This is a genomic window from Sphingomonas sp. BE138, assembly GCF_031456125.1.
Lineage (GTDB): Bacteria > Pseudomonadota > Alphaproteobacteria > Sphingomonadales > Sphingomonadaceae > Sphingomonas.
In genome coordinates, this window is record NZ_JAVDUC010000002.1 from 135,004 (window position 1) to 156,439 (window position 21,436).

At 62.6% G+C, this 21,436-nt stretch carries 26 protein-coding genes; 4 read left to right on the forward strand and 22 right to left on the reverse strand.

The features are described from left to right. The first annotated feature begins 149 nt into the window (after positions 1 to 149). Positions 150 to 788, forward strand: coding sequence for a GNAT family N-acetyltransferase (locus tag J2Y58_RS03410; protein ID WP_160984541.1), 639 nt, complete (start codon positions 150 to 152; stop codon positions 786 to 788). An 80-nt stretch (positions 789 to 868) separates the two neighbouring features. Here J2Y58_RS03410 and J2Y58_RS03415 read toward each other — a convergent pair whose 3' ends face one another. The 11 genes from J2Y58_RS03415 to J2Y58_RS03465 all read right to left on the reverse strand — a co-directional run bounded on the left by J2Y58_RS03415 (position 869) and on the right by J2Y58_RS03465 (position 9,078). Then, positions 869 to 1,294, reverse strand: coding sequence for a CopG family transcriptional regulator (locus tag J2Y58_RS03415; RefSeq protein WP_160984542.1), 426 nt, complete (start codon positions 1,292 to 1,294; stop codon positions 869 to 871). Positions 1,295 to 1,303: 9 nt separating this feature from the next. Next, a complete protein-coding gene (locus tag J2Y58_RS03420; protein ID WP_160984543.1) occupies positions 1,304 to 3,277 on the reverse strand; it encodes a conjugal transfer protein TraG in 1,974 nt (657 codons plus the stop codon). A 14-nt stretch (positions 3,278 to 3,291) separates the two neighbouring features. Then, positions 3,292 to 5,052, reverse strand: coding sequence for a DUF3363 domain-containing protein (locus J2Y58_RS03425; RefSeq protein WP_160984544.1), 1,761 nt, complete (start codon positions 5,050 to 5,052; stop codon positions 3,292 to 3,294). A 238-nt stretch (positions 5,053 to 5,290) separates the two neighbouring features. Next, positions 5,291 to 6,046, reverse strand: coding sequence for a lytic transglycosylase domain-containing protein (locus J2Y58_RS03430; RefSeq protein WP_405053065.1), 756 nt, complete (start codon positions 6,044 to 6,046; stop codon positions 5,291 to 5,293). A gap of 37 nt (positions 6,047 to 6,083) precedes the next feature. Beyond that, on the reverse strand, positions 6,084 to 6,419 hold the full coding sequence (locus J2Y58_RS03435; protein ID WP_160984546.1) for a DUF736 domain-containing protein: 336 nt from the start codon (positions 6,417 to 6,419) through the stop codon (positions 6,084 to 6,086). 34 nt (positions 6,420 to 6,453) lie between these two features. Next, positions 6,454 to 6,999 (reverse strand): S26 family signal peptidase, encoded by a 546-nt coding sequence (locus tag J2Y58_RS03440; RefSeq protein WP_160984547.1) that lies wholly within the window; start codon positions 6,997 to 6,999, stop codon positions 6,454 to 6,456. Continuing rightward, positions 6,996 to 7,502 (reverse strand): DUF2840 domain-containing protein, encoded by a 507-nt coding sequence (locus J2Y58_RS03445; RefSeq protein ID WP_160984548.1) that lies wholly within the window; start codon positions 7,500 to 7,502, stop codon positions 6,996 to 6,998. The genes J2Y58_RS03440 and J2Y58_RS03445 overlap by 4 nt, the downstream gene beginning before the upstream one ends. Continuing rightward, positions 7,499 to 7,765, reverse strand: a complete 267-nt coding sequence (locus tag J2Y58_RS03450) for an AlpA family transcriptional regulator (protein ID WP_160984549.1) — start codon at positions 7,763 to 7,765, stop codon at positions 7,499 to 7,501. Before J2Y58_RS03450 ends, J2Y58_RS03445 begins: the two co-directional genes overlap by 4 nt. A gap of 126 nt (positions 7,766 to 7,891) precedes the next feature. Beyond that, the gene (locus tag J2Y58_RS03455) at positions 7,892 to 8,440 is read right to left on the reverse strand and encodes a DUF2285 domain-containing protein (RefSeq protein WP_310098717.1); all 549 of its coding nucleotides are present in this window, start codon (positions 8,438 to 8,440) and stop codon (positions 7,892 to 7,894) included. After that, positions 8,397 to 8,675 (reverse strand): transcriptional regulator domain-containing protein, encoded by a 279-nt coding sequence (locus J2Y58_RS03460; protein ID WP_160984550.1) that lies wholly within the window; start codon positions 8,673 to 8,675, stop codon positions 8,397 to 8,399. Before J2Y58_RS03460 ends, J2Y58_RS03455 begins: the two co-directional genes overlap by 44 nt. A gap of 133 nt (positions 8,676 to 8,808) precedes the next feature. Next, complete coding sequence (locus J2Y58_RS03465; RefSeq protein WP_160984551.1) at positions 8,809 to 9,078, reverse strand: DNA -binding domain-containing protein; 270 nt, start codon at positions 9,076 to 9,078, stop codon at positions 8,809 to 8,811. Positions 9,079 to 9,325: 247 nt separating this feature from the next. Here J2Y58_RS03465 and J2Y58_RS03470 point away from each other — a divergent pair, with 247 nt between their 5' ends. Further along, positions 9,326 to 9,550: a helix-turn-helix domain-containing protein gene (locus J2Y58_RS03470; protein WP_160984552.1), complete on the forward strand. Its 225-nt coding sequence runs from the start codon at positions 9,326 to 9,328 to the stop codon at positions 9,548 to 9,550. An 83-nt stretch (positions 9,551 to 9,633) separates the two neighbouring features. Here the strand turns inward: J2Y58_RS03470 and J2Y58_RS03475 are convergent, their stop codons facing one another. From J2Y58_RS03475 to J2Y58_RS03510, 8 genes are all read right to left on the reverse strand, one after another. Beyond that, positions 9,634 to 9,963: a DUF736 domain-containing protein gene (locus J2Y58_RS03475; protein ID WP_160984553.1), complete on the reverse strand. Its 330-nt coding sequence runs from the start codon at positions 9,961 to 9,963 to the stop codon at positions 9,634 to 9,636. Between the two features lie 489 nt (positions 9,964 to 10,452). Then, a complete protein-coding gene (locus tag J2Y58_RS03480) occupies positions 10,453 to 12,273 on the reverse strand; it encodes a hypothetical protein (RefSeq protein WP_202408032.1) in 1,821 nt (606 codons plus the stop codon). Beyond that, on the reverse strand, positions 12,270 to 13,454 hold the full coding sequence (locus J2Y58_RS03485) for a DUF2235 domain-containing protein (RefSeq protein ID WP_160984554.1): 1,185 nt from the start codon (positions 13,452 to 13,454) through the stop codon (positions 12,270 to 12,272). The genes J2Y58_RS03480 and J2Y58_RS03485 overlap by 4 nt, the downstream gene beginning before the upstream one ends. A gap of 8 nt (positions 13,455 to 13,462) precedes the next feature. Further along, on the reverse strand, positions 13,463 to 14,182 hold the full coding sequence (locus J2Y58_RS03490; protein ID WP_160984857.1) for a DUF6602 domain-containing protein: 720 nt from the start codon (positions 14,180 to 14,182) through the stop codon (positions 13,463 to 13,465). Beyond that, positions 14,179 to 15,081: a CBASS oligonucleotide cyclase gene (locus tag J2Y58_RS03495; RefSeq protein WP_160984555.1), complete on the reverse strand. Its 903-nt coding sequence runs from the start codon at positions 15,079 to 15,081 to the stop codon at positions 14,179 to 14,181. Before J2Y58_RS03495 ends, J2Y58_RS03490 begins: the two co-directional genes overlap by 4 nt. Beyond that, complete coding sequence (locus J2Y58_RS03500; protein ID WP_160984556.1) at positions 15,078 to 15,578, reverse strand: HORMA domain containing protein; 501 nt, start codon at positions 15,576 to 15,578, stop codon at positions 15,078 to 15,080. Before J2Y58_RS03500 ends, J2Y58_RS03495 begins: the two co-directional genes overlap by 4 nt. Further along, positions 15,575 to 16,051, reverse strand: coding sequence for a hypothetical protein (locus tag J2Y58_RS03505; RefSeq protein WP_160984557.1), 477 nt, complete (start codon positions 16,049 to 16,051; stop codon positions 15,575 to 15,577). Before J2Y58_RS03505 ends, J2Y58_RS03500 begins: the two co-directional genes overlap by 4 nt. Next, positions 16,048 to 16,971, reverse strand: a complete 924-nt coding sequence (locus J2Y58_RS03510; RefSeq protein ID WP_237449535.1) for an AAA family ATPase — start codon at positions 16,969 to 16,971, stop codon at positions 16,048 to 16,050. Before J2Y58_RS03510 ends, J2Y58_RS03505 begins: the two co-directional genes overlap by 4 nt. A gap of 299 nt (positions 16,972 to 17,270) precedes the next feature. On the opposite strand from J2Y58_RS03510, the gene J2Y58_RS03515 reads away from it, so the two are divergent. Both J2Y58_RS03515 and J2Y58_RS03520 read left to right on the forward strand, forming a co-directional pair. Continuing rightward, positions 17,271 to 17,597 (forward strand): helix-turn-helix domain-containing protein, encoded by a 327-nt coding sequence (locus J2Y58_RS03515; protein WP_160984558.1) that lies wholly within the window; start codon positions 17,271 to 17,273, stop codon positions 17,595 to 17,597. Position 17,598: 1 nt separating this feature from the next. Continuing rightward, positions 17,599 to 18,504, forward strand: coding sequence for an ImmA/IrrE family metallo-endopeptidase (locus J2Y58_RS03520; RefSeq protein WP_160984559.1), 906 nt, complete (start codon positions 17,599 to 17,601; stop codon positions 18,502 to 18,504). A 160-nt stretch (positions 18,505 to 18,664) separates the two neighbouring features. On the opposite strand, the gene J2Y58_RS03525 is transcribed toward J2Y58_RS03520, so the two are convergent. The 3 genes from J2Y58_RS03525 to J2Y58_RS03535 all read right to left on the reverse strand — a co-directional run bounded on the left by J2Y58_RS03525 (position 18,665) and on the right by J2Y58_RS03535 (position 21,411). Next, positions 18,665 to 18,823 carry a hypothetical protein gene (locus J2Y58_RS03525; protein ID WP_188082358.1) on the reverse strand — a complete coding sequence of 53 codons (159 nt, stop codon included), beginning with the start codon at positions 18,821 to 18,823 and terminating at the stop codon, positions 18,665 to 18,667. Positions 18,824 to 19,136: 313 nt separating this feature from the next. Continuing rightward, positions 19,137 to 20,051: a DUF2493 domain-containing protein gene (locus tag J2Y58_RS03530; RefSeq protein WP_160984560.1), complete on the reverse strand. Its 915-nt coding sequence runs from the start codon at positions 20,049 to 20,051 to the stop codon at positions 19,137 to 19,139. Between the two features lie 328 nt (positions 20,052 to 20,379). Further along, positions 20,380 to 21,411: a toprim domain-containing protein gene (locus J2Y58_RS03535; RefSeq protein ID WP_160984561.1), complete on the reverse strand. Its 1,032-nt coding sequence runs from the start codon at positions 21,409 to 21,411 to the stop codon at positions 20,380 to 20,382. Positions 21,412 to 21,436: the final 25 nt, after the last annotated feature.

The following is a 21,436-nucleotide window of genomic DNA, read 5'->3' on the forward strand; positions in this document are numbered from 1 at the left end:
CGGCGGATTACTCCTCGTCGATTTGGATCCGCCGCGTTGAATTGGCCCGTTGCCAACGAATCGGCGAACGGTGGAAAGTGGTGGATTGTTGCCAGACCGCCTTGCAGCTTCCATGATGCGGATAGCTGTCGTTCTATTCGCGAGAGATGATGAGCAACCAAGGCGTCGATCCGCTGATCCTAAATGCATGGCTCTCAGCTCGGTCGATCGTACGGGGGTTGCCGTCGCCAGTCCCCGAATACGGAGGCTTTCGCGTCGATACTAAGTCGGACGCCGAAGTCGCCCGCTGGGTTTTCCCCAGGATAGGGTCGGGTCTCGAACAGCTTGCTCGTTCCATCAGCGAGCCGCGCTTTCTCCTTAAGCTCTGCGGTGCCGCCGACGAACTGCGAGCGGTGCTACCAATGGGCTGGGAGCTTCACACCCCGAGCTATTTCATGCAGGCAACTGGCAAGCCTCCCGCAAGGCGCCTAGCCGACGGGTATAGGATCGAGGCTAAGCGGGTCGGTATGGTGTTTGAGGCGCGGATATTCTCTGAAATAGGCGCACTCGCGGCGAGCGGTTATGCGGCGGAGACGCGGGGCGTCGTAATATACGATCGGATCGTGACGGAGCCTGAGCATCGCCGAAAAGGCTTGGGGCATGCCCTAATGCTAACGCTGCATGACGCTCGCCAGCATCCCAGCAGCCCGGAATTGCTCGTGGCCACGGAAGACGGCCGAGCGCTCTATTCGGCGCTAGGATGGGAGACGATCTCGCCATATTCGACGGCCTCGATCGTCACGCCGTAAAGTCGGCTTTTGGCGGTCGCCGCATCATTGCCGAGAGGCTGCAACTTGGCGCTTCTGGCCATCTTGCTACGAGTTTGCACTCACTCCGTCTCGGCGGCGGACCTCGGCCAGACATCCTCGGGGATTTCGTCCATCAAGCTCTTGCCGCTGGCGTAGCGTCGGCCGAGCGTTTCCACGAACCCCTCGTAGCGCTTGCGGCCCTTCACCTGCGCCGCCGCCTGATCCTCGTCGGGCAGCGGCGGGGTCACGGACAGCCAGAACCGGACGAACAGGCTCAGCGCCTCGGTGGTAAGCCCGGTGTTGCGCTCAAGCCGCTGGACCTGACGCGACAGGCGGTCGAGCCGCCGCGCGAACGCGGCCTCCATCCGGTCGGCGCCGTCCGGCGACAGGTAGGACGCCACGGCAGCCTCCACGATCGCCGAGCGTGATATGCGCCGCCGGATCGCCAGCTCGTCCACTTGCTTGGCGAGCGCGGGCGGGAAATAGACGTTAAGCCTGGTTCGCATGGTGCCCTCCTAAAGCTCGATGCCGTCGCCGGGATCGAGCGACGCCTGTCGCGCGAGCCCCTGCATTCGTCGCCGCACGGCAGCCTGGCGGACCGCGTCGTCCTGCTCGTCGTCGACGATCGAAAACTCCTGCGCCGCAGGTACCGGGGTTTCCGGCACGATGGCGACATGCTCGGGCAGCTCGGGCTCCCGGCGCAGCCCGCCATTGCCGACGTCCTCGGCGTCGCGGATGATGCGCGCGACCTGCTTCGGATCGGCGACAGCCTGCCTCCCGGTCCAATCGTCAGGACGGATCGCAGCGGCCGCGGACGCTGGTGCCTGCATGATCCGCTCGGACAGGCGCCGGTCCTGAAAATAGCGCGCCTTCTTCGCGCGGATCGGATGGACGCCCGCCACCATCACGATCTCGTCATCGGGCGGAAGCTGCATCACCTCGCCCGGGGTGAGGAGCTGACGGGCTGTCTCGGAGCGCGACACCATCAGATGCCCGAGCCACGGCGAAAGGCGATGCCCGGCATAGTTCTTCATCGCGCGCATCTCGGTGGCGGTGCCGAGCGCATCCGACACGCGCTTGGCGGTGCGCTCGTCGTTGGTGGCGAAGCTCACGCGGACATGGCAGTTGTCGAGAATGGCGTTGTTCGGGCCATATGCCTTCTCGATCTGATTGAGCGACTGCGCGATCAGGAATGCCTTGAGGCCGTAGCCCGCCATGAACGCCAGGGCGGACTCGAAGAAGTCGAGCCGGCCGAGCGCCGGAAACTCGTCGAGCATCAACAACACGCGATGGCGGTTGCCCTTCGGGGTCAGCTCCTCGGTCAGCCGGCGCCCGATCTGGTTGAGGATGAGGCGGATGAGCGGCTTGGTGCGGGAGATGTCGCTGGGCGGCACGACCAGATACAATGTCGCCGGCCGATCGCCCTCGACCAGATCCGCTATGCGCCATTGGCAGGCTCGCGTAACCTCGGCCACGACGGGATCGCGGTAGAGGCCGAGAAACGACATGGCGGTGCTGAGCACGCCCGATCGCTCGTTGTCAGACTTGTTCAACAACTCGCGCGCGGCCGAAGCAACGACGGGATGCACGCCTGCTTCGCCGAGGTGCGGCGTCGCCATCATCGCGGCCAGCGTTTGCTCGATCGTGCGCGCCGGGTCCGAGAGGAATCCGGCGACACCGGCCAAGGTCTTGTCCGCCTCGGCATATAGGACGTGGAGGATCGCGCCGACCAGCAAGCTATGGCTCGTTTTCTCCCAATGGTTCCGACGCTCCAGCGATCCTTCGGGATCGACCAGCACGTCCGCGACATTCTGCACGTCGCGCACTTCCCACTGGCCACGCCGCACCTCCAGCAACGGATTGTAGGCCGCCGAGGCGGCATTAGTCGGATCGAACAGCAGCACGCGGCCGTAGCGCGCCCGGAAGCCGGCGGTTAGCGTCCAGTTCTCGCCCTTGATGTCGTGGACGACCGCCGACGCCGGCCAGGTCAGCAGCGAAGGCACGACCAGGCCGACGCCCTTGCCGCTGCGGGTTGGGGCGAAGCACAGCACATGCTCTGGGCCGTCGTGGCGCAGATAGTCGCGGGCGAGCCTGCCCAGCACGACGCCGTTCGGCCCGAGCAGCCCGGCGCCGCGAACCTCGCGCTCAGTCGCCCAGCGCGCAGACCCGTACGTCTCGGCGTTTTTTAGTTCACGTGCGCGCCACACCGACATGCCGATGGCGACGGCGATCGACGCGAACCCGCCGGACGCGGCGATATAGGCGCCTGTCAGGAATATGCGCGGTGCATAGGCGTCGAAGCTGAACCACCACCAGAAGAAGGCTGGCGGCGGATAGACCTGCCACTTGCCGACCATGAACCAAGGCGGCCCCAGCTCGGGCTGATAGGCGAGCGCGGCGGCTGTCCACTGCGTCGCGCCCCACACCCCGGCGAGCACGGTCAGGAACACGATGATGATCTGGCCCCAGAGTATCTTGGTCGCGGACATGGAGTTCTCCTGATTTAGATCCCGAGGCCGCGCTCGCGGCCCAGCGTCCAGTCGATGCCCCCGCCGGCGCGGACGACGCCCGACACCTGTCGGCCGAGTTGCTGTTCGAGGGTGCTGGCCCACGGCACGAGCCGGAAGCCGAGCCCGTCGTCGATCATGGCGAAGCGGCCTGACGCGAGCGCGAGGCGCTGGCGCACGGTGCCGGCGATCTTCTCGCCGGACGCGGCGGGGCGATAGGCAAGGCCGGTCTCCCCCGCGATCTTCGCCCCAACCGCGTCCAGCTCGCGCTTGCGGAGCGTGTCGAGCATCCCGCGCTCGAACACCGTCCGCTCGCCGAACCTGCGCGCCAGCCCTTCCTTGACGAGATGGTCGGTGCGCGCATCCATCGCACGGCGCACCTCCGCGCCGAACCCGCCGTCTGCGACGCGCGCGCCGCGCTCGATCAGCCTGTGGTCTAGCCAGGTCGCGCCGGGCGCTTTCACCTGCGCGGCAAGGTCTATGTCCGACCGCGTGGCTAGCACCAGCGTCGGCTTCTCCTCGCCGGGCCGGCCGACGCCGCGCAACTCGACGATGCCGCCGAGCTTGGGGCTATGCTCCAGCGCCTCGACGCCCGGCAGGCGAACATGGTGGGTGCGCCCGTCCGTGCCGTCGATCACGGCATAGGCGGTGCCGGTCAGCTCGTCGTGCAACCCCTTGTCGATCAGCCTGCCGGCGATCGGCTTCTCGGGCGCACTGGTGACGACGGCGTAGCTGTCGAGCGGCCGGGCCTGCCCCCGATCCTTGAGCGCCGCGCCGATCGTGCGGATGATGTCGCCGCGCGCGCCCAGCTCGCGCAGCTTCGCCGCCGCACCTTCCGCGACCGCCCACTGGCCGGTATCCCCTTCGGCTGCGAGCCCCATCGTCTCCAGGTGCTGCAAGCGCCCGACCATCAAACGGCGGAGCCGCTGATCGTCCGGGCCGGGGCGCTCGGGGCGTAGGTCGATCACGCCCAGCTCGTCGGCGGAACGCTGGATCTCGGTATCGAGCCGGGTCCAGCGTTCCGCCGTCAGCTCACGGTCGAGCGCGCGCTGCACCTCAAGTTCGGGCTTCGGCCCAAGCTCGGCGAAGGCCAAATCTTGCGCGCGCGAGCGGAGATTGTGGCTGATGTATTCGCGGGAGATGACGAGATCGGCGCCCTGATCGGTAACGCCGCGCACAAGCAGATGGACGTGCGGATTGTCGGTGTTCCAGTGGTCGACCGCGACCCAATCGAGCCGCGTGCCCAGGTCGGCCTCCATCTGCCGCATCAGGTCGCGGGTGTATTCGCGTAGGTCGGTCAGCTCGGCGGCGTCCTCGGGCGACACGATGACCCGGAAATGGTGCCGGTCATCCTTGCACCGCGCGGTGAAACCGCGATCGTCGGCGTTGTCGCCGGCCGCGTCGAACATGCGCGTCGGCGAGCCGTCGCGGGTGACGCCTTCGCGCTTCAAATAAGAGACGTGCGCGGACAGCGGCGCCGAGCGCCGGCCACCCCGGCTTCGGGTGGTCACGGGCAGCATCTTGACCATTACGCGGCGGCCCGAGCCGAACAGGCGGCTGCGGGCGAACGCCGTGCGTCCCCGACCGAAGGTGGATTGCGCGCCACGGCGCGCTCCGCTGGCGCCGCCTCGCCGGCCGCCGCTATGGATCGCGGCGACCCGCAACACCTCGGCGACCAGGCCGCGCGCATTGCGGCCCTGCGCCTTGCTGCGCTTGGCCTTGCCCGGCCGGACTCGGAACTCGCTGTCCTCGCTCACGGGCGGGCCGCTTTCGGCCGAAAATGGCCTGTGGTGCCATTCGAGGCATTGTTTTTGCTGTCTTTTCTCTTCCGCGCGGCACGCGCGCCGTCCGACGCCCCCGCGTGAAGCCACGGAAAAGCCACGGCTTTTCGGCTGAACGGGGCACTGCTTATATCTTGCAATCGTCTTCTCAGGCACTTTTCTCCCTGATCCGTCCTGATTTCCATCCGGACTACCCCTCTGATCGCTGCGGCTATCATTGCGGTCGACCCGCGCCAGCGCGAGGAACGAAGATGCTGTCGATCGGCGTTGCGGCAGGCGGATTGGGTGAAGACAATTGGCCGACTGCGGACTGAGCGGTGGGTCTATCGGCCGCGGCGATCTCGTCCTTGGGTCGCGCCAAGTCAGCTTCTGTTGTGGCCGCGGATGTGTGGACGAACAGCGCCGAACGACGCCAGGCGAAGCGATCAGGCGGTGCGACGACAGCCACTTCGACGACGCTATCGTTGCCGGTGATTGACCCAAGCCGCGCCAGATAGGCGACTGTTTCGGCGGGCAGCGGACGGCCACGCGAAAGGTAGTCGTCGTAGCGTCCCGGTCCGGCATTGTACGCCGCCAGCATTGCGCTCGCATTGCCGTATCGGTCGTGCATTTCGCGCAGATAGGCAGCGCCCGCCGTGATGTTGTCGCGCACATCGAAAGGATCGGCTCCGAGACCATGGCGCGCACGAAGCTGTGCCCAGGTTCTGGGCATAATCTGCATCAGGCCCATAGCCCCCGCGCGCGAAACTGCACGGGGATTGCCAGCACTTTCGACCCGCATCACAGCCCAGATCCAAGCCTCGGGAATGCCGAACCGCCGCGCCGCGTCAGCGACATGCGGCGCATATGGATGAGTAACGGCGGACGGCGCAGGCGGCTGGTTGGTTTCCTGCGCCAACGCCGGTGCCTGGCTGATCGGCAACGCGGCCAGCAGTGCGGCGGCGCCGAGCGATGCGGCACGCAAACGCAGGTTCAAAGGCCTATGGATTGCGGCAGGACGCATCGGCTCAGTCCTGCTCACGGGCGGTGCGCGGGCGGTTCCAGCTCAGCGACCACGACGCCGGATCGTTGGCATTCTGGAACAGTGCCGCGCGGATCGGCTGCGGAAAGCTGGGATCGTCGATGCGCAGCGAGACGTAATCACCGGCCCGCTCGCCGCTCTCGTTCCAGCCCGCACCCACTTCCGGCCCTTCGCCGTCATTGCCGCGATGGACACGCCAATCTGGTGATTTGTCGGCACCGCCGGGTTCAACCAGGATGAGCGAGATGCGGATATCGAGCGTCGCCGTTTCGATCACGCCTTCGAAGCCTTTGTCAGTGCGGATGAAGCTGCCGATCTGCATGAGAAAGTTCCTTTCGATTGAAGTGGGCGCGAGGTCAGCGCCAAGTCAGTGGCGCGTCGGGCGTGGCTCGAGTGAGGATCGGGATGGCGCGGCCGAGCACGGTTGCTGTCGGCAGAGGGCCGAAGTAGCGGCCGTCGAGGCTGTCGGGATGCGCGGGGTTGAGAAGCAACAGCTCGTCGGCTTCAAGCGTCCGGCAGCCGCGCCAGACGGGAAGCGGACGTGCAAGCCGGTCGTGTGTCAGTGCAAGCGTGACCGGCTGTCCGTCGACGGTCACCGTGCCGCCGATCCGGCAGACGCGCTGCCCTGCCTTGGCAGCGACATGCTTCAACAGCGGCACGTTTTCGCCGAGATATCCGCGCGCCGCCATCCAGCGGCCAATTCGCTGCGGCGGTGCGACGGCGACCAGCGCTCCGAGCGGCGGATCGGTGTCGGGCAGTATACTATAAAGCCCGATCGGCGCGCTCGCACTGGCGTTCCAGACGACGCGCGGCAGCGGATCGGTAACCGCAATTGCTGCGAATGACAGGGCGAACGAAGCAGCCGCAACCGCCGTCGCGCGGGCATAGAAACGGCGGGTCATCCTTCGATCTCCCGACGCTTGAGCCACGCACGATGGCGCTCCATCGTGTACGCACGCGGCTGATGTCCGGCGGCAATGCGGTTGTGGACGTGCCGCCAATGGTCGGGCGCGGCGTCGCAGGGATCGACGCCTGCGGTGTCCACAACCTCGATATGGCCGAGCACCTGGGAGACCTTTGGCCAGCCCTCTATGGTGAGCAGGATTTCGCCGCCGGGCTGCACGGATGGTAGCGTCGTGAATGGTTCACCGGCACCGACCGCGCGCACGATGTCGATACGCGAGCTGACTGTGCCATAGTCGTTGGCGGTCCAGCGCACGAATGCGAAGACGGCGCCGGGACGGAAGCTGACGATGCGGCGACGACGATCGACGATCTCGTCCTTGGCGATCCGACCGAAGCGTATCCAATGCTCAACCCGCTTCTCGATCCACGTCAGTTGAACGTGGGTCATGCTGTCAGGACGCGGCGCGCCGTGTCCATTATGTGTGGGCGAGACGGTCATTGCCGACTCCGCGCGAAGGGCGAGTTGGCGCGCGGAAGCAGGTCGTTCTGGCCCGGCTCGCTGGTTGAATTCTTGGTGCCGAGATCGGCCCAGGCCTGAAGGTCGTCGACCGAATAGACCACCCTCCCGCCGATGCGGCGATAGGTTGGCCCGGTCCCGAAATAGCGGTGCTTTTCCAGGGTCCGTCCGGATAGCCCCAAGAAGCGGGCAGCTTCCGGTGTCCGCAGATAGCGGGGCGGCAGATTATGCGTCGTATCAGGCAAGGTCGGACTCCTGCGGTCGGGGGTGGCAGGAGGCGAAAATGACGAAGCGCGCCCGGAGAGGTGGAGTATGAAGATTTGTGATCGCGGGGATGTGACCACCCCTGCCCGAGACCCGCGAAAGCCGGTTCAGCGGATACGCAGCAGCTTGCGATAGTCGCCGTTCATCAGCGCTGTGGCGTCGCGGACGAGCCGGATTGCGAACGACCGCCCAGCCGATGTCTTCCATTCGGTCGCTGGCAGTTCGGCGTCATCTTCGCGGCCCATAGCGGCGGCAATCTGGCGATAGCTCGCCCCTGACATGCGCAAATCGAGCGCCTGAAGCATCATGGCCAGGCGTGCTTGCCAGTAGCGGGTAAGCGGCCATCCGCGTGCTGGCGGCCCCGATTGCTTGCCGAACAATCGGCGATGGAAGCGCAGCAGGCTCGTCACCCGCGTCGTGAAATCCTTGTCGAGTGGGATGATCGCCGCCAGCGGCTGACCAGGCGTCGGATCGCGCAGCCAGAGCGAATGTGCGCCGTCCCGGTCAGCCACCACGACGTGCCGGCCCTCGACCCCGGCCTGATCGGCTAGCAGCGCGCCCAGCTTCAGCGGATCAACAGCTTTGGCATTGCCAAATCCGTCCGGCGCAGCATCAAGAATGACGGTGACGGCGGTCAGCTCGGGCCGCCAGATCACTGTGTCGGCAAGCTCGGCCGGCGCATAGGCGAAAGGACAACCCCCAGCGCCGCGCGAATGCGGCTTCAGCGGCTTGGCGTGAAATTCCACTTCGCGCGATCCGCTGCTCCATCTGCGCATGTTCGGCGCGGTAGCTGCGGTTGCGCTTCAGAAATTCGGCGGCGAGTTCGGCGCGACCGAGCGTCTCGGCCGCCTTCTCACTGCCATTGGTACGCTTGTTCGACGACCCAGGCATGACAGTCTCCTGGCCGCGACCATCGCGGCCCGCGGACCAGAGCGTGGCAATGCGTTTGCGTATCGAAAAGCGTCAAAGCTGCATGCTGCCATGCACGCGATGCGCTGACGTTTCGCCAAAATGGATTGTAACGTTAATGCTTTAGCTCGCCCTCACGTGCCAGTAGATGGGCGTATCCGACCTCGGTCATCCACCGCGCGCGGGCCAGGTGACTGGCGTGCATCCGCTCGGCGCGCTCGGGTTCGAGGCCTGGATCGATGTCGAAAATGACTGCGGCCGCCTCTCGCCAATCGGCTCCGTCGGCGTCAGCGTCGAGCAATCGCAGATAGTCTGTGAGGTGCGCCTCGTCATAGGGCGTGATCGCCGGAAGCTCAGGCGCAACGTCGTCGAAGCGGCAGCTCATGGCAACGAATTCCCCCTCTTGCCCGCGACTGCAATAACAGAACTACCGCCGGAAAATACTTGCAAGTCATGCATAGCTGAACGCACCTTTTGCAGCGTCAAGATCAAAATCCGGACGGCGCTCCTTTGGTGCGAAGCCGAACGCGGTGTCAATTTGCCAGTGCATTTCACCGACATGACCTCCTTAGATTCTCTTTGTAGAGAATACTCCGTGGTTGAATCCTCTGCAATGATTGCCTTTCGTATCCATGGAAATACGAGAGGTTTTGGCCGCAAACTTGCGCCGCGCTCGCCGAGTCGCTGGCCTGTCGCAGGAAGAGTTGGCGCATCGGGCGGAAATCGACCGAACCTACATCAGCGCGCTCGAACGGTGCGTTTATTCGGCGGGGATCGACGTGGTCGACCGACTGGCACGCGAACTGGGGCTTGAAGCTGCCGACTTGCTTCGCCGGCCCGATCGTGACGGGGAATAACGCCCGTCGCGGTTTGATCCGATGTGCGCCCTTCAGAAAGCGAAGAGCCCCGCCCGGTGGACCGGGCGGGGCGTATGGCCGGATCAACCGTCGCTGCGGCGACCGTTTGGGCGCGACCAGATGAGGCTGAAGGTCTCGCCGCCCTCATCATCGAAGAGGTTGGCGTAGATCGGGGCGTTGAAGCTGGGATCGTCGAGCTTGACTGCGAGATAGTCGCGGCCTTCGTTCGAGGTCTTGCTCCAGGCGGCACCGATCTCGGCGCGGTTGACCAGAACCCGGTGCGATGGCGCGTTGTCGTTGGTGCGGGTGTCCTGCGGGATGATGCGGACGCCCTTGGCCTGAACCGAGAGGGTGACGATTTCGCCGGTGTATTCGCCGGAAGCCGTCTTCTTGAAGGTGCCGATGGTTGCCATGATGAAGTTCCTTTCCTTGGATCGAACCGCCCGATTGCGGTCTCGATGGGTGATCCAAAGGCCGGGACGGACGCCGCCGCACCGCTTGCGGCCGCAGCATCAGCGGAGGGCGGTGGGTGGCGAGTTTCTTGTCTCGCGAGGAATGACCGAAGGTCAGGGGAAGAAAGTTGCAAGCCCGCCGTTGCGGCTAGGTGGACGAGGCGAAGCCGGTCCTGGCCAGATCAAACCCGTGAAGAGATCGCTTTTAGGTGGGACGCCAAAAGAGAGATTAATGCTGGAAAACACTGCGCAAAAGCAGCGGCTCGGATATCCACCATTCGATCACATTGATCGCCAAGCCGACGCGTAATGGTGAACTTCGCGGGCAACCGAGATGACGTCATCAGATCGGCCAATCTGTCATTTAGACAAGTAACAAGACACCGATCCGAGCTGAGGTTGGAAACACCAATGTCTATTAAGAGCATGCGAAGGTCGTCGTCGCCCCGTCTACGGGCGGCACACCACATATCCCCGGACGCCCATCTCAACACAGGCCGAGAAGTAGCTCATCAATAGCCAATAAAGTTGGACGAAGTGTGGTGTAGGCGCTGTGCCCTGCGCGACTGCGGCCAGGACGCCTTCGACCTGCGCGCGGCTGAGCGAGGACGTCACGATGAACACCCGCTGGAGCACATCCGGAGCGGCGCGCACCGCGTCGAGCTTCCCAGAAATCTCATTCGGGGTACCACCGCGGATTATTCGGGCAATGTCGGTTTGGACGCCGTTGTTGCGATACCGGTCGTCCCAGCCAGCCAACTTGTTGGGGAGCATATCGGCGGGCAGGCTCATCCGGCCAAGGTTCTTAATCGCTTGGCCGACCGATTCGTGAAAGGCCGACGCGCTGAGCGACTGGTTGCCGTGCTTCGCATGGTAGAAGCTGATCATGGTTGGGTTGCTTTGCGTACTGACCCCAATAAAGTCTGCCCATTCGTCACCGAGATCATCGCAGAGCAGCACGTCGTCCCCGTCCGCGATCGTATCGACCACCGAGCGGAACACGCAGCCTTGCGCAAACTCGACTTGACCAACCTCGAACGCGCCCTTTTCGCTGGTGGTTTGGGCAAGCGATGCGTCGACCCGGAGATGCGCGAGCAGCGAGGTCGCGCCGCCAGCCAGCGCCTCGTCTCGGAAAAGTGCTCCGTCGATATAAGCAAGGGCAAGGTCGCTGAAGAGGACCGTGAACAGATTTTCCCGGTCAAGGTATCGCGATAGCGGCACTGCATCAGCGTCCTCGCCAAGGGGCTGGCTACGCCTCTCTACTGAGATGTCGGCGATCAATGGGAGATCGAGGCCCCGTAACGCGATCCGCGTTGCGCCAATACGCAGCGAGGCAATCGGAGTGTGTCCATCGTCGTCGCGGACCTCGTAAATGCTGCGACGGCGGACCACCGGAAAAGCTGGTTCAAGCGTCGCTAGTACGGCTCCGGCTTCGGGCTGTGGCAATTCCTCAACCCCATTCGCGCTTTCACGGATCAGGCGGATCCCGTTCTCGGCGGTGTATAGTGCGTCGGCCAGGCCTATCGTGTCGATACCTACAAATGTCGGTCGGACATCGGTCGGCAGCGCGGTCAGTTCAATAGGGCGCGCAAAATTGCGGATAAAACCAGCAACTACTCCGGCGTCGGCTTGGAGCAGCTCCGAAATCTGGACGGCCCAGGCGACGGTCTCTTCAACTCCGGCGCGATCGGCGCGCAGTGAAATCCGGCCGGTGGTCGGTGTGGCAGAATACACGCCGTCGTCACGCCGGACGCTATAGGCCTGGGGAATGAAGCGGCTAGCACTGCTGGTCGCTACTGCGTTCTCGAGGTCGCGCGCCTCTAGCGATTTTGACCGCAAGGCAAGCGGCGAAATCGACATGTTGCGCAGACGAAGCTTTTCGAACACCGCGTCCTGCCTGGCGATTGCGCGCTCGATCCGCTCATTGGCGATCTTGCCGAGATAGGCGGTCTTGAACGCCGAGGGCAGGTCGAGACCGGATTTGAACACGGCAATGTACGGGCCATGCTCGACGATTAGCGCAAAGCCATATACCCGCTCGACAACATTGGCTTCCGGGGCAAGGAACGACACATCGCGTTCGTGCGAGAAGCAGATTGCCGAATAACGGGCGTCGCCGAGCGCGACCCGATCGGCTCGGAAAAGATTGCGCGAGGGTTGGCGCGCCTGTGCGCGCATTGTTGTGAAGAGCCGGTTGATTGCATCGTTCGATAACCGGCGCCTGCGCTGGTGGAAAAATCCCGATTGCGCAATTTCAAGATGGTCGATCATGTGCCACTTCCAGTCGGAGCGGGTGAGGTTGGAGCTGGTGGCGCAGTCGTGAAATCGGCGGGCAGGTTGACCGGCTTGTAGCCCATGGCCATCCGCTCGATCACTGAATAATGAACCAAAGCGCCGTCAGGAATTCTGCGTGGCTCCGCGCGAGGAAGGTAATAGCCGCCAGTTACTGCCCTTTCGGGGAAGCGTTTCCATCTGCGATTCTTAGGAAGATATTCAAGCGGCCACCAAGCGGCGGTCATGGAGTTATGGATCGGGCCGTTCGCATCCGGCGCGACATACATCCTCTTGCCGCCAGGCAGGGGGGCGCCTTCGGCAAGGTGATCGAACATGGACTCATCGAGTTCAAGGCCGTGCCTTTGGGCTTCCCGGGCCATCCAGATGAGGGGAAACTTGGCGATCTGGCTTTCGGTCTCGGCCCAGCCGCCGCCGACATCACAGTGATCCCCGGCGAACCAGACGGTTTGCTGGTCCTGCACGCCCTCGGCGGCAGCGAACGGATCGGGTTTGAAGTTCTGGCTCGGCGTCCAATTGTAGAGCCGGAACATCCTGCGACGTTCATCGATCGCCGCTGCCTGCCGGAAGACGCGGACACTTGGATTAGACTTGGTGTAAGGCAGGAAGGATTGGCTAGGAAGGCGCAGCAATCCTGGGCGCACGAACACCGAGGCGACCGTGTCCCAGACCCCCAGGAAATGGATCGGCACTCGGCGTCCGCCAATTACGCGGCGAAACTGCCAAGCAATGTCGAGCCGGTCTTCCCGATCAGAACGTTTATAGGCTTTGAGCGCGTATTCAGCGAGATTGCGCTGATCGGGATCGACCAAACCGACCAAATGGATCAGCCCGGCGACCGCACGGGCGGTATAGGCGCCGCGGCTGAAGCCAAAGAGGAAGATCCGATCGCCTTCCTGATATGTGTCGATCAAATAGCAATAGGCAGCGAGGATATTGGCGTCGAGGCCCCAACCGGTCGCGAGGCCAAAGGCCGCGATCGCGCTTTGCGTGGCAGGGCTCCAATCGGTGGTCAGCGGCACAGTGCCGATTCCGGGATGATAAAAAACGCGCTGATTGTCGCTGCGTTCTGCGCAGCGATACAGCTTCACGACATTGGTCAGGTTGTCCTTGACCTCGTTACTGGTGCCATCGAGCAGCAGGATGAGATTACGCGGCATGGGCGCTGCTAATCGGCCAGCCAGCGGGCATAGGCTTCGATATCGATCATCGGCACCGTACCACTGAATTGCAGCATAGCGATGAGCTTGAACAGAAAGGCAGTGGCAGGCTTCCCCGCTTCGACCAATTCGAAATGGTCATCGCGACGGAACATGTGGCCATGGGCAGCGACGCAGCCAATATCGAGCACACCTTCGTCAAGATTGGCGGTCAGGGCTTTGCGTAACGGTTCGCCGAGCGGCGGTGACCACTCGCTCTCAAAGCTCAATATGCCGCCAAGAACGCGTATTGGCGGCTTGGGAGCGTAGGTGCCACCCGCGTGCGGGATCGGCAGACTTGTGCGATCTAGCCTACGCACGCTAGCGACCTTTTCCTGCGCATAGGAAATCATGCCCGCATCAAGGGTCTGCTTTGCCTCGAAGACCGCATAAATACTCTCGGCGGGTACTACTGTCTGTCCCTCGATCTTGAAGATGAACGGCGTGTACTGGCGATCGAACACCACAAGGTCGATCTGTTGGCTGAAATTTCCATGGCTATCCACAACGAAGGCCTTGGCGACCTGATAGCGTTGCGGGAGGTAGGTCCCGAGCAGATCCAGCCAAACATTCTCGCTACCATCTCCCTTGGTGCCGGGATGGGCAAGTGTTGCCCGTACCGAACGCAGCCGGTGCTGGATGTCCTCGTGCAGCGTGGCGAGGATGGTCGAGAGGGACCAATCGCTCATGACAGCGGAAACTTCGGGCCGAACAAAGCGCGCCACGCCTTGAGCGCCTCGCCATTCCGCCCGCGCCGGGCATGGTCAATCGCCGCACTCGCTTCCTTGCTCGCCGCCTGAAGCAGCGTGCGTGCGCGCGCCTTGCGCGCCGCGTCCATCCCGTTGCTGACCGGCGGACCCAACCCTGCGGGATCGGGCCATTGGTCAAGGATCCTGTCGGCCAACGTGGCGAAGAAGGACTGAATCTCGTAATCGAAGCGGCCATGCCAGCCCCCGTAAAGGCATTCGAGTGCCATCACCTCGATGAGGAAGGACGGCTTGACCGGCTTCTCGCCATGCCGGCGATTGTTGTTCCAATATTTGACCATGCGGACCAACCCCTTCCACTCGCTGGAAAAGGCCTGGTGCGCCGCTGTTGCCTTGTCGGCATGGATTTCGGGATTGGTCTTAATCCATTCACCCAAGTCGCGATCAGGAATTTCGTAGTTGTCGCCATCGGCAAAGGCCGGGACGACGTCGATGCTCAGCACCTGATAGTCGGTGTTGTCATCCTGGTCGGGCACGACCCCGAACGAGACGCAAACTGATCGCCCCTGCTTGCGGACCGCGGTCTCGCCATATTTATCGATAAGTGCAGCGTGAAAATCGTCGATGACGGTGTCGGGACTCTTGTCGCGGTAGTCTCGCTCTGCCTCGCCAAGCACGAAGAAGATATCGATATCCTTGAGTGGCTTGGTCTTGGTCCAGCGCTTGTATGATCCCGTGAGGAAATCGCGGTCGATTGTGAAGCGCGTACGTAGGAACTCGCGCACTTCGGTGTGCCGCTTGCTCGCGTCGGCCTGCTCCTTTGTATTAAGCTCGAGCCGGCTCTTGAACTTGCGAAATGCCTCGTCGACGGTGAGCGTCATGCACGCCTCCAATATGCGGCGCTGGCTCCCAACCCGCTATGTTCGATAGTGGTGCCAAGCGCATGGCGGGCAAAGCCGTCGGTCGAGCGACCGGTGCCATCGCTCCACCCCATCACCGATGGATGCCCCGGCTTCACCCTGAGGAGCATGTCGTATTTGGCTTCGGACGGCGCGATTCCGGCCTTGTGGATCGCGTAGCGGAGCTGGTCGGTGTCGGTGTAGAAATTGCCGTCGCCGCTAGACCATTCATACGCAATGTCGATGTCCCAACGAATGATCAGGGCGTTGGTTCGCGGGTGGAATATCTCGAGGACGACGCAGGTCAGATGGCCCGACTCGAGCCATTCCTTGATGCCGCGGCGATGCAGCTCCCAATTATCGACGAACTTCGTTGGATCGAGTCCGGACAGCCGGATGATATCCTTGAAGCTCTTCAGGATGTTGTCTGCCACATAGGTAGTGGAGTGCGTGTAGGAATAGGCTGAAACCGTCGTCATGATCCTAGGAACCCCGCTGGATCGAAGGTGAGGCCAGCCGCCGCGTCACTTTTGGTTCCCGCATCAGCGGAGAGACCGTCGGAGACGTCGCGGGCGGTGATGCGCTTGCTGTGGCGCGCCAGCGCGGACTGAACCCAGCCAAGATCGTCGGTGAGGCAAGGCAACGAGATCGCCCAGTCACCCTTCAGGGGGTCATAACCCAGAACATCTTCGTTGCTGTCAGACCCCTCGACGGCATCTTCGTCGTAGAGGCAATAGATCCGCGTGCGCGGGCCGTCGCAGCTCACGACGATCGGCACATCCCGGGGAGCCTGATCAGAAATCGTGCTTGCGGCGGTTCCCGCCACCGCGATCAGTTCCTCGCGGTCTGCGACAGGGCATGCCCTGGTCAGGAGATCGACGATCGCCGTCCATGTCTCGTGCGCGTCGCGCGCGGGACTACTGGCGAAAGTACGGCGGAATACGGTGCTCATCTTGCAGCACTCCACTCAGTCGTACCGCGCCCCTTGCTGGCCGCCTTTGCGGCGGCGAGCAGTTGCGTCACGTTCAGGCGTTCAGGGTGCATGGCGATCTCGGGGGACGCGGCAAAGGCGTTGGCAACCATCTTGCGAATTGCGCGGCCGTCGAGACCTACGCTCGCAGCAGCGCATGCCGAAAAGTCGCGATGTAAGGCGAGTTCACCGATCGCGGGGTAAATCTTTGCCAGTCCGTTGAGACAGTCGCGCAGGATGAGTTCGCACGCATGTTTATCGGGCAACGGAATTTCGAGCACCAGGTCGCAGCGCGAGGTGAAGGCGCTGTCGATTGCTTGCGGGAAATTGCTCGTCGCTATGAAAAGTAGATTGTTGTGGCGCTCGGCGAGCGCGTCTAATTGGACGAGAACAGCGTCGGTCGCGCGATGCACATCGACCGGATTGGCATCCATGCTAAGTTTGGACCGGTCAACAGCGAGGGTTTCGACTTCGTCCAGCAGAACGATTGTTGGGCCTTGCATCGCTGCTTCCGAAATCGACTGGGCGAACAATTCGGAAACAGCGCGTTGCGTCTTGCCCATGGCCGAGCTTGTCAGCGTGTGGGGCTCGATTTCGAGCAGCCGGAAGGGCGCGCCCTTGAACGACTCCGCGGTACGATGGGCAAGGCCGCGGGCGAGCGAGGTTTTCCCAGTACCGGGCGGCCCAACCATCAGGATCACCCCATGCAGCGGCAGAACCGTACGCGGCACCTTTGGGCGCATCGTAAAATTCAGCATTGCCTGGGAGAGGAGCTGTTGTTTAATTTCCCGGTCGAGGACGATCGAGTCCCATAGTGCGCCAAGTACGGGGTCAGGTAGCTCGCGACTCGCACTAATCCCCTTAGCGAGATCGGCGTCGTTAGCTGGGGCAGTGCGCATCATCTGGTCCTTCGAGATATTGTGTGATTAAACTGATCGCTGGCAAACGATTTGCATTGGTCGCAATCGACTGAATGTTCGCATCGGTGACCAGCTCGTTTGACGATCCAGCTTTGCGAGTGCGCTGTGCTGCGGATTGCAAATCATACGTCTTCCCTGTCGGATTCGTCCTTACGAGATCGTAAGATATATCGAACATCGCTTGCGGTCAACTGGTCGGACGAAAATGTTCGTTTGACCGAACGAGTCTTGATTCATAAAGGGACAGCGGGATAAAATATTGAGTGGTAGGAGATCAAAACATGTCGTTAGCGACGAAGCTTCAGAAACTTCGCACGGCAAAGCGACAGTCACTTCAGGATGTCGCTGACGCCATCGGGGCATCAAAGGCGCATGTTTGGGAACTGGAAAAGGGCACGGCCAAGAATCCGTCAATTGAGCTCGTCCGGAAGCTAGCTGATCATTTCGGCGTTTCGATTGCCAGCCTGGTCGGAGAAGGTCCAGATGAGGGCAACGACGATGAACAATTGCTCGTAATGTATCGCGACCTGAAAACGCTTGATGCAAAAGAACGCGAGTTGATCGAGGACATCATCAAAGGGATGCAAAAGCGGCGCGACGGGGGGTAGGATGGATATAGACCGAGTCGAACTTGCGGACTGCGGTTCGCCGGAGAAGATCATTGCCGAGATCATGCGGCAAGTGCCTGAAATGCAGATTCCTGTTCCGATTGAGGAACTCGCCGTGGCAGTCGGCATCACCGATATTCATCGCTTGGAAACGGCAAGCTTCGAGGGCGGGCTAGTGACACAGCCTGAACGCGCGAGCGGTGTCATTCTGGTGAACAGCAGAGCTACCGCGCAGCGTCAGCGCTTTACGATCGGGCACGAGCTTGGCCATTATCTGATCATCGCGCACCAGCCCGCATCCACTGGCCAGTTTACGTGCTCGAAAGCAGATATGGCGATCCGTGAGGCGGATCGCGACAATCGTGCGCGGCGGATGGAAATGGAGGCTAATCGGTTCAGCGCGGGCATCCTGATGCCGCTTGCGCGTTTCAAGCCCGACATGCGCAATCTGGGGACACCAGCGCTAGAGCATGTGTTCACGCTGGCTATGCGATACAATATGAGCAAGGAAGCGACCGCTCTCCAATATGTTCTTCATCAAGATGCGGTTTGCGCGGTAATCATCTCAAAGGATGGCGTCGTCCGGCGGATATACAAGCCCAACCGTTTTCCTTTCATCGATGTCCGGGTTGGGACAAGTCTGCCCACGCCTTCGCTCAGCGCGCGCTTGGCCGGTGATCAGCAATCTGATTGGGATGACGTTCACGCCGGGGTGTGGCTGGCGATCGCGAGAGAAGTCCGTCACCATAGCTTGCAGGAACAAGCCTATCGTTTGCACGACGGATGGATAATGACGCTGCTCATTTATGCCGATCAGGACGAAGAAGAGGACAGCGACGGTCAAATTTCAGATGCATATGACGTGTGGGAGAACCCACGTTTTCCATCACGAAGCCGTCGCCGTTAATTGGAGCGGCTACGAGTTCGTTATAACTGGGCCAAACGAAAATGCTTCTATTGCCGACACCGTTTCAAAAACGTTCTAGGCCAAAGGAATGCTTCACGTCGGCTTTTGCTGGGCACGTGAGCATTCCTCTGCGGCTGAAGTCCTGTAAGCAGTTGCCCGCCTAGTACGGATCGTACACCTGAACGATCAGCATCGGATCGCCATCATAATCGGCATCGGTCATGACGGCGTAACCATCGCTGGTCTGGATCAGCACCACGCAGGTCATCAGCGTCTTGGCGAGGCTCCAGGCGAACTTTTGGGCGGTGGGAAGCGACATGATCTTTGCTCCTGTCTCAGGAGCGGGGACCGCCCCCGCTCGACAGGCGCACAGGCGACCGACGCGCGGCCGCGATCACCGGAGGCGGAGCTGAAGGCCGCAAGCTGTGCTTAGCGGACCCCTTGCGGGTTGATCGTCACAAGGCAGCGCATTGGTCAGAGGTAAGCCAGAGAGAGCGGGGCGTTCCCGCTTCGGAAGGGGATGCAGTGTCGGTTTTCCGGCCGGAGTTTTGCTGTCGTGCCACTCACGCTGTTGACCATCGGAGCAGTGCTCCTGCCAGCGATCAGGCAATGCCCATTGATCAGGTCGGCGGCTAACCCTTGCGGAAGTCGAACACGGGGATGCCGAGCTTGCGGGCTTTGTCGGCAAGGTTGTCCTGAATGCCAGTGCCGGGGAACACCACGACCCCAATCGGCAGCACATCGAGCATCGCATCGTTGCGCTTGAACGGTGCCGCCTTGGCGTGCCGAGACCAGTCAGGCTTGAAAGCCACCTGCGTGACTTTGCGATTGTCGGCCCAGCAGGCGGCAATACGCTCAGCACCTGATGGCGCGCCGCCGTGCAGCAGAACCATATTCGGGTGTTTTGCGCGGACCCGGTCCAGTGCCGCCCAGATGGCGTCGGTGTCATTGCAGTCCTTGCCGCCGGTAAATGCGACCTTGGGGCCAGCAGGCAGCATGACCTGGGTTTCGGCTCGGCGGCGGGCGGCAATGAAGTCGCGGCTGTCGACCATGGCTGCGGTCAGCGCGCGGCGGTTGACGAGGCTGCCATGGCGCGGATGCCAAGCCGAACCGGTATGGGTGCGATAGAGATCGCAGGCAGCATCGCGCATCAGTTCATGGGCATTGCGCCGTTCGATCAATGTCAGACCCTGGGCCAACAATCGCTCCAATTCGACCGATGCCACCTCCGAGCCGTCCTGGTCGCGCTGCGATCGGCGCTGTGCCTGCTCATTGTCGTCAAGTTCGCGTTCGACGCGTTCGGCGGCGCGGTGGAACAGATTGACCGTTGACCACAGCAAGTCGTCGAGATCGGGTTCGAGCCGGGTATCGGCTAGCGTACCGATCAGAGCGTCGAAAATGTCGGCAACGGCACCTGCGACACGGTCGCCTTCGGGTAATGGTCGCGGATCGGGTTCGTCGTGGAATGGGCGGAAGCCGTAGAGTTGCAGTTCGTCGAGTAAATGGGCGGTCGGGGATTGCTCCTGGGGTTCGTCGTGCTCGGTCATGACGGGCGCTCCGTTGTCGGACCGCGCCTCTCGCGGCCTTCATGGGCGAGCAAAGAGCGGGGGCGGACCGGGTCGGCACCGATGTGGCCGAAGCGCAGCGGAGGATGGCGAGCACGACTTTCTTGGCGCGCGAGGAGCCGCAGATCCGGGGTCCCCGCGCGGCTTGACGCGTGGGGTGGTCGCGGCGGGGAAGAAAGTCGCGCACAGCCATTGCCGGCCCAGTCGGCTTCCGCTTCTCTCGCCCCTCTCGAAGGCAGAGGCGCGGCTCTGTCCGGAGTGATGGATCATGACGAACATAGCTCGGGCGCAGAGACCTCACCGCCTATGCTCAGCCGATGAACTGTTCGGCATCCTCCGGGGCAAGCTGCACTCGCACCGCTGCCCGCATCTCGTCCCGGCCAAGCCGCTGCAAATCGTCATTGAAGTCACCAAGGGTGGCAGTCAGCATCAACGGCTCGATACCAGCCACGATCGCGCGCTCGGCCAACGTGTCAGCCGCATGTTGTCCAGCGGGATCGTTATCGCGCGCAATGTAGAGGCGGCGCAGCGATGGCGCGATTCGCAACGCGGACAGGTGACCCGCTGAAAGACCGGCGATCATGGGTATGGTCGGCATGATCTGACGGAGCGACAGTGTCGTTTCGATGCCCTCTCCGACGACCAGGACTGATCCGGCCCGACCGAACCGCAAGCCGTTGCCGAGGAGATGACCCATGGCGCGACGCGGAGTAGCAACGGATGCCTTTCCGCTGCCGTTCGGATCGAGCCAGGTGCGGTGGATGCCGGTCAAAGATCCGTCATCACAGCGGATTGCTGCAATCAATGCCGGGAACGCGCTCGGCGTGCCGGGCGGATCGTCTTCGTCGGCGCGATACCAGCAGTTGGGATGGAACCGTAGCGAGCCGCACGCGCGCAGGTCGATGATGCCTCGCTGGCGCAGATACGTCTCGGCAAGCGTGTCATGGATCGGCTGCGATATCGCCCACAGCCGTCGTGCAGCTTCCGGCGATCCGGTCGGTACGGGCGGCAGCGGTTCAAATGCCTTTAGTTCTGGCGGCGGCAGAGCCAGAAAGCGCCGCGCTTCCTCGAGCGTGTCGGCAAGAGATGCAAATCGCTGGTTGGCGGCGATAAGGTCGAGCAGATCGCCATGCTCGCCGGTGGCCGCGTCGGTCCATTTGCCGGCAGCACCCTTGCCGGCGTCGGGTCCGGTCAGTCGCACGAACAGGCTGCGCCCCGGTGTGCCTTCGACATCGCCGATGAGCCAGTAGCGGCCCTGTCGGCGGCCTTGGGGTAGATAGTAGCGGCAGACGCTCTCGGCATTGCGAGCAAGCTGCCGGGCAAGGTCGGATGCATCTGGCATCTGATCCTCCTGAGACAAGAAGAGG

Excerpts from the sequence above, each read along its gene's own strand:
- J2Y58_RS03410 (WP_160984541.1), top strand. The coding sequence starts at position 150 with ATGAGCAACCAAGGCGTCGATCCGCTGATCCTAAATGCATGGCTCTCA.
- J2Y58_RS03415 (WP_160984542.1), bottom strand. The coding sequence starts at position 1,294 with ATGCGAACCAGGCTTAACGTCTATTTCCCGCCCGCGCTCGCCAAGCAA.
- J2Y58_RS03420 (WP_160984543.1), bottom strand. The coding sequence starts at position 3,277 with ATGTCCGCGACCAAGATACTCTGGGGCCAGATCATCATCGTGTTCCTG.
- J2Y58_RS03435 (WP_160984546.1), bottom strand. The coding sequence starts at position 6,419 with ATGCAGATCGGCAGCTTCATCCGCACTGACAAAGGCTTCGAAGGCGTG.
- J2Y58_RS03440 (WP_160984547.1), bottom strand. The coding sequence starts at position 6,999 with ATGACCCGCCGTTTCTATGCCCGCGCGACGGCGGTTGCGGCTGCTTCG.
- J2Y58_RS03445 (WP_160984548.1), bottom strand. The coding sequence starts at position 7,502 with ATGACCGTCTCGCCCACACATAATGGACACGGCGCGCCGCGTCCTGAC.
- J2Y58_RS03460 (WP_160984550.1), bottom strand. The coding sequence starts at position 8,675 with ATGCCTGGGTCGTCGAACAAGCGTACCAATGGCAGTGAGAAGGCGGCC.
- J2Y58_RS03465 (WP_160984551.1), bottom strand. The coding sequence starts at position 9,078 with ATGAGCTGCCGCTTCGACGACGTTGCGCCTGAGCTTCCGGCGATCACG.
- J2Y58_RS03470 (WP_160984552.1), top strand. The coding sequence starts at position 9,326 with ATGGAAATACGAGAGGTTTTGGCCGCAAACTTGCGCCGCGCTCGCCGA.
- J2Y58_RS03475 (WP_160984553.1), bottom strand. The coding sequence starts at position 9,963 with ATGGCAACCATCGGCACCTTCAAGAAGACGGCTTCCGGCGAATACACC.
- J2Y58_RS03480 (WP_202408032.1), bottom strand. The coding sequence starts at position 12,273 with ATGATCGACCATCTTGAAATTGCGCAATCGGGATTTTTCCACCAGCGC.
- J2Y58_RS03485 (WP_160984554.1), bottom strand. The coding sequence starts at position 13,454 with ATGCCGCGTAATCTCATCCTGCTGCTCGATGGCACCAGTAACGAGGTC.
- J2Y58_RS03490 (WP_160984857.1), bottom strand. The coding sequence starts at position 14,182 with ATGAGCGATTGGTCCCTCTCGACCATCCTCGCCACGCTGCACGAGGAC.
- J2Y58_RS03495 (WP_160984555.1), bottom strand. The coding sequence starts at position 15,081 with ATGACGCTCACCGTCGACGAGGCATTTCGCAAGTTCAAGAGCCGGCTC.
- J2Y58_RS03500 (WP_160984556.1), bottom strand. The coding sequence starts at position 15,578 with ATGACGACGGTTTCAGCCTATTCCTACACGCACTCCACTACCTATGTG.
- J2Y58_RS03505 (WP_160984557.1), bottom strand. The coding sequence starts at position 16,051 with ATGAGCACCGTATTCCGCCGTACTTTCGCCAGTAGTCCCGCGCGCGAC.
- J2Y58_RS03510 (WP_237449535.1), bottom strand. The coding sequence starts at position 16,971 with ATGATGCGCACTGCCCCAGCTAACGACGCCGATCTCGCTAAGGGGATT.
- J2Y58_RS03515 (WP_160984558.1), top strand. The coding sequence starts at position 17,271 with ATGTCGTTAGCGACGAAGCTTCAGAAACTTCGCACGGCAAAGCGACAG.
- J2Y58_RS03520 (WP_160984559.1), top strand. The coding sequence starts at position 17,599 with ATGGATATAGACCGAGTCGAACTTGCGGACTGCGGTTCGCCGGAGAAG.
- J2Y58_RS03525 (WP_188082358.1), bottom strand. The coding sequence starts at position 18,823 with ATGTCGCTTCCCACCGCCCAAAAGTTCGCCTGGAGCCTCGCCAAGACG.
- J2Y58_RS03530 (WP_160984560.1), bottom strand. The coding sequence starts at position 20,051 with ATGACCGAGCACGACGAACCCCAGGAGCAATCCCCGACCGCCCATTTA.
- J2Y58_RS03535 (WP_160984561.1), bottom strand. The coding sequence starts at position 21,411 with ATGCCAGATGCATCCGACCTTGCCCGGCAGCTTGCTCGCAATGCCGAG.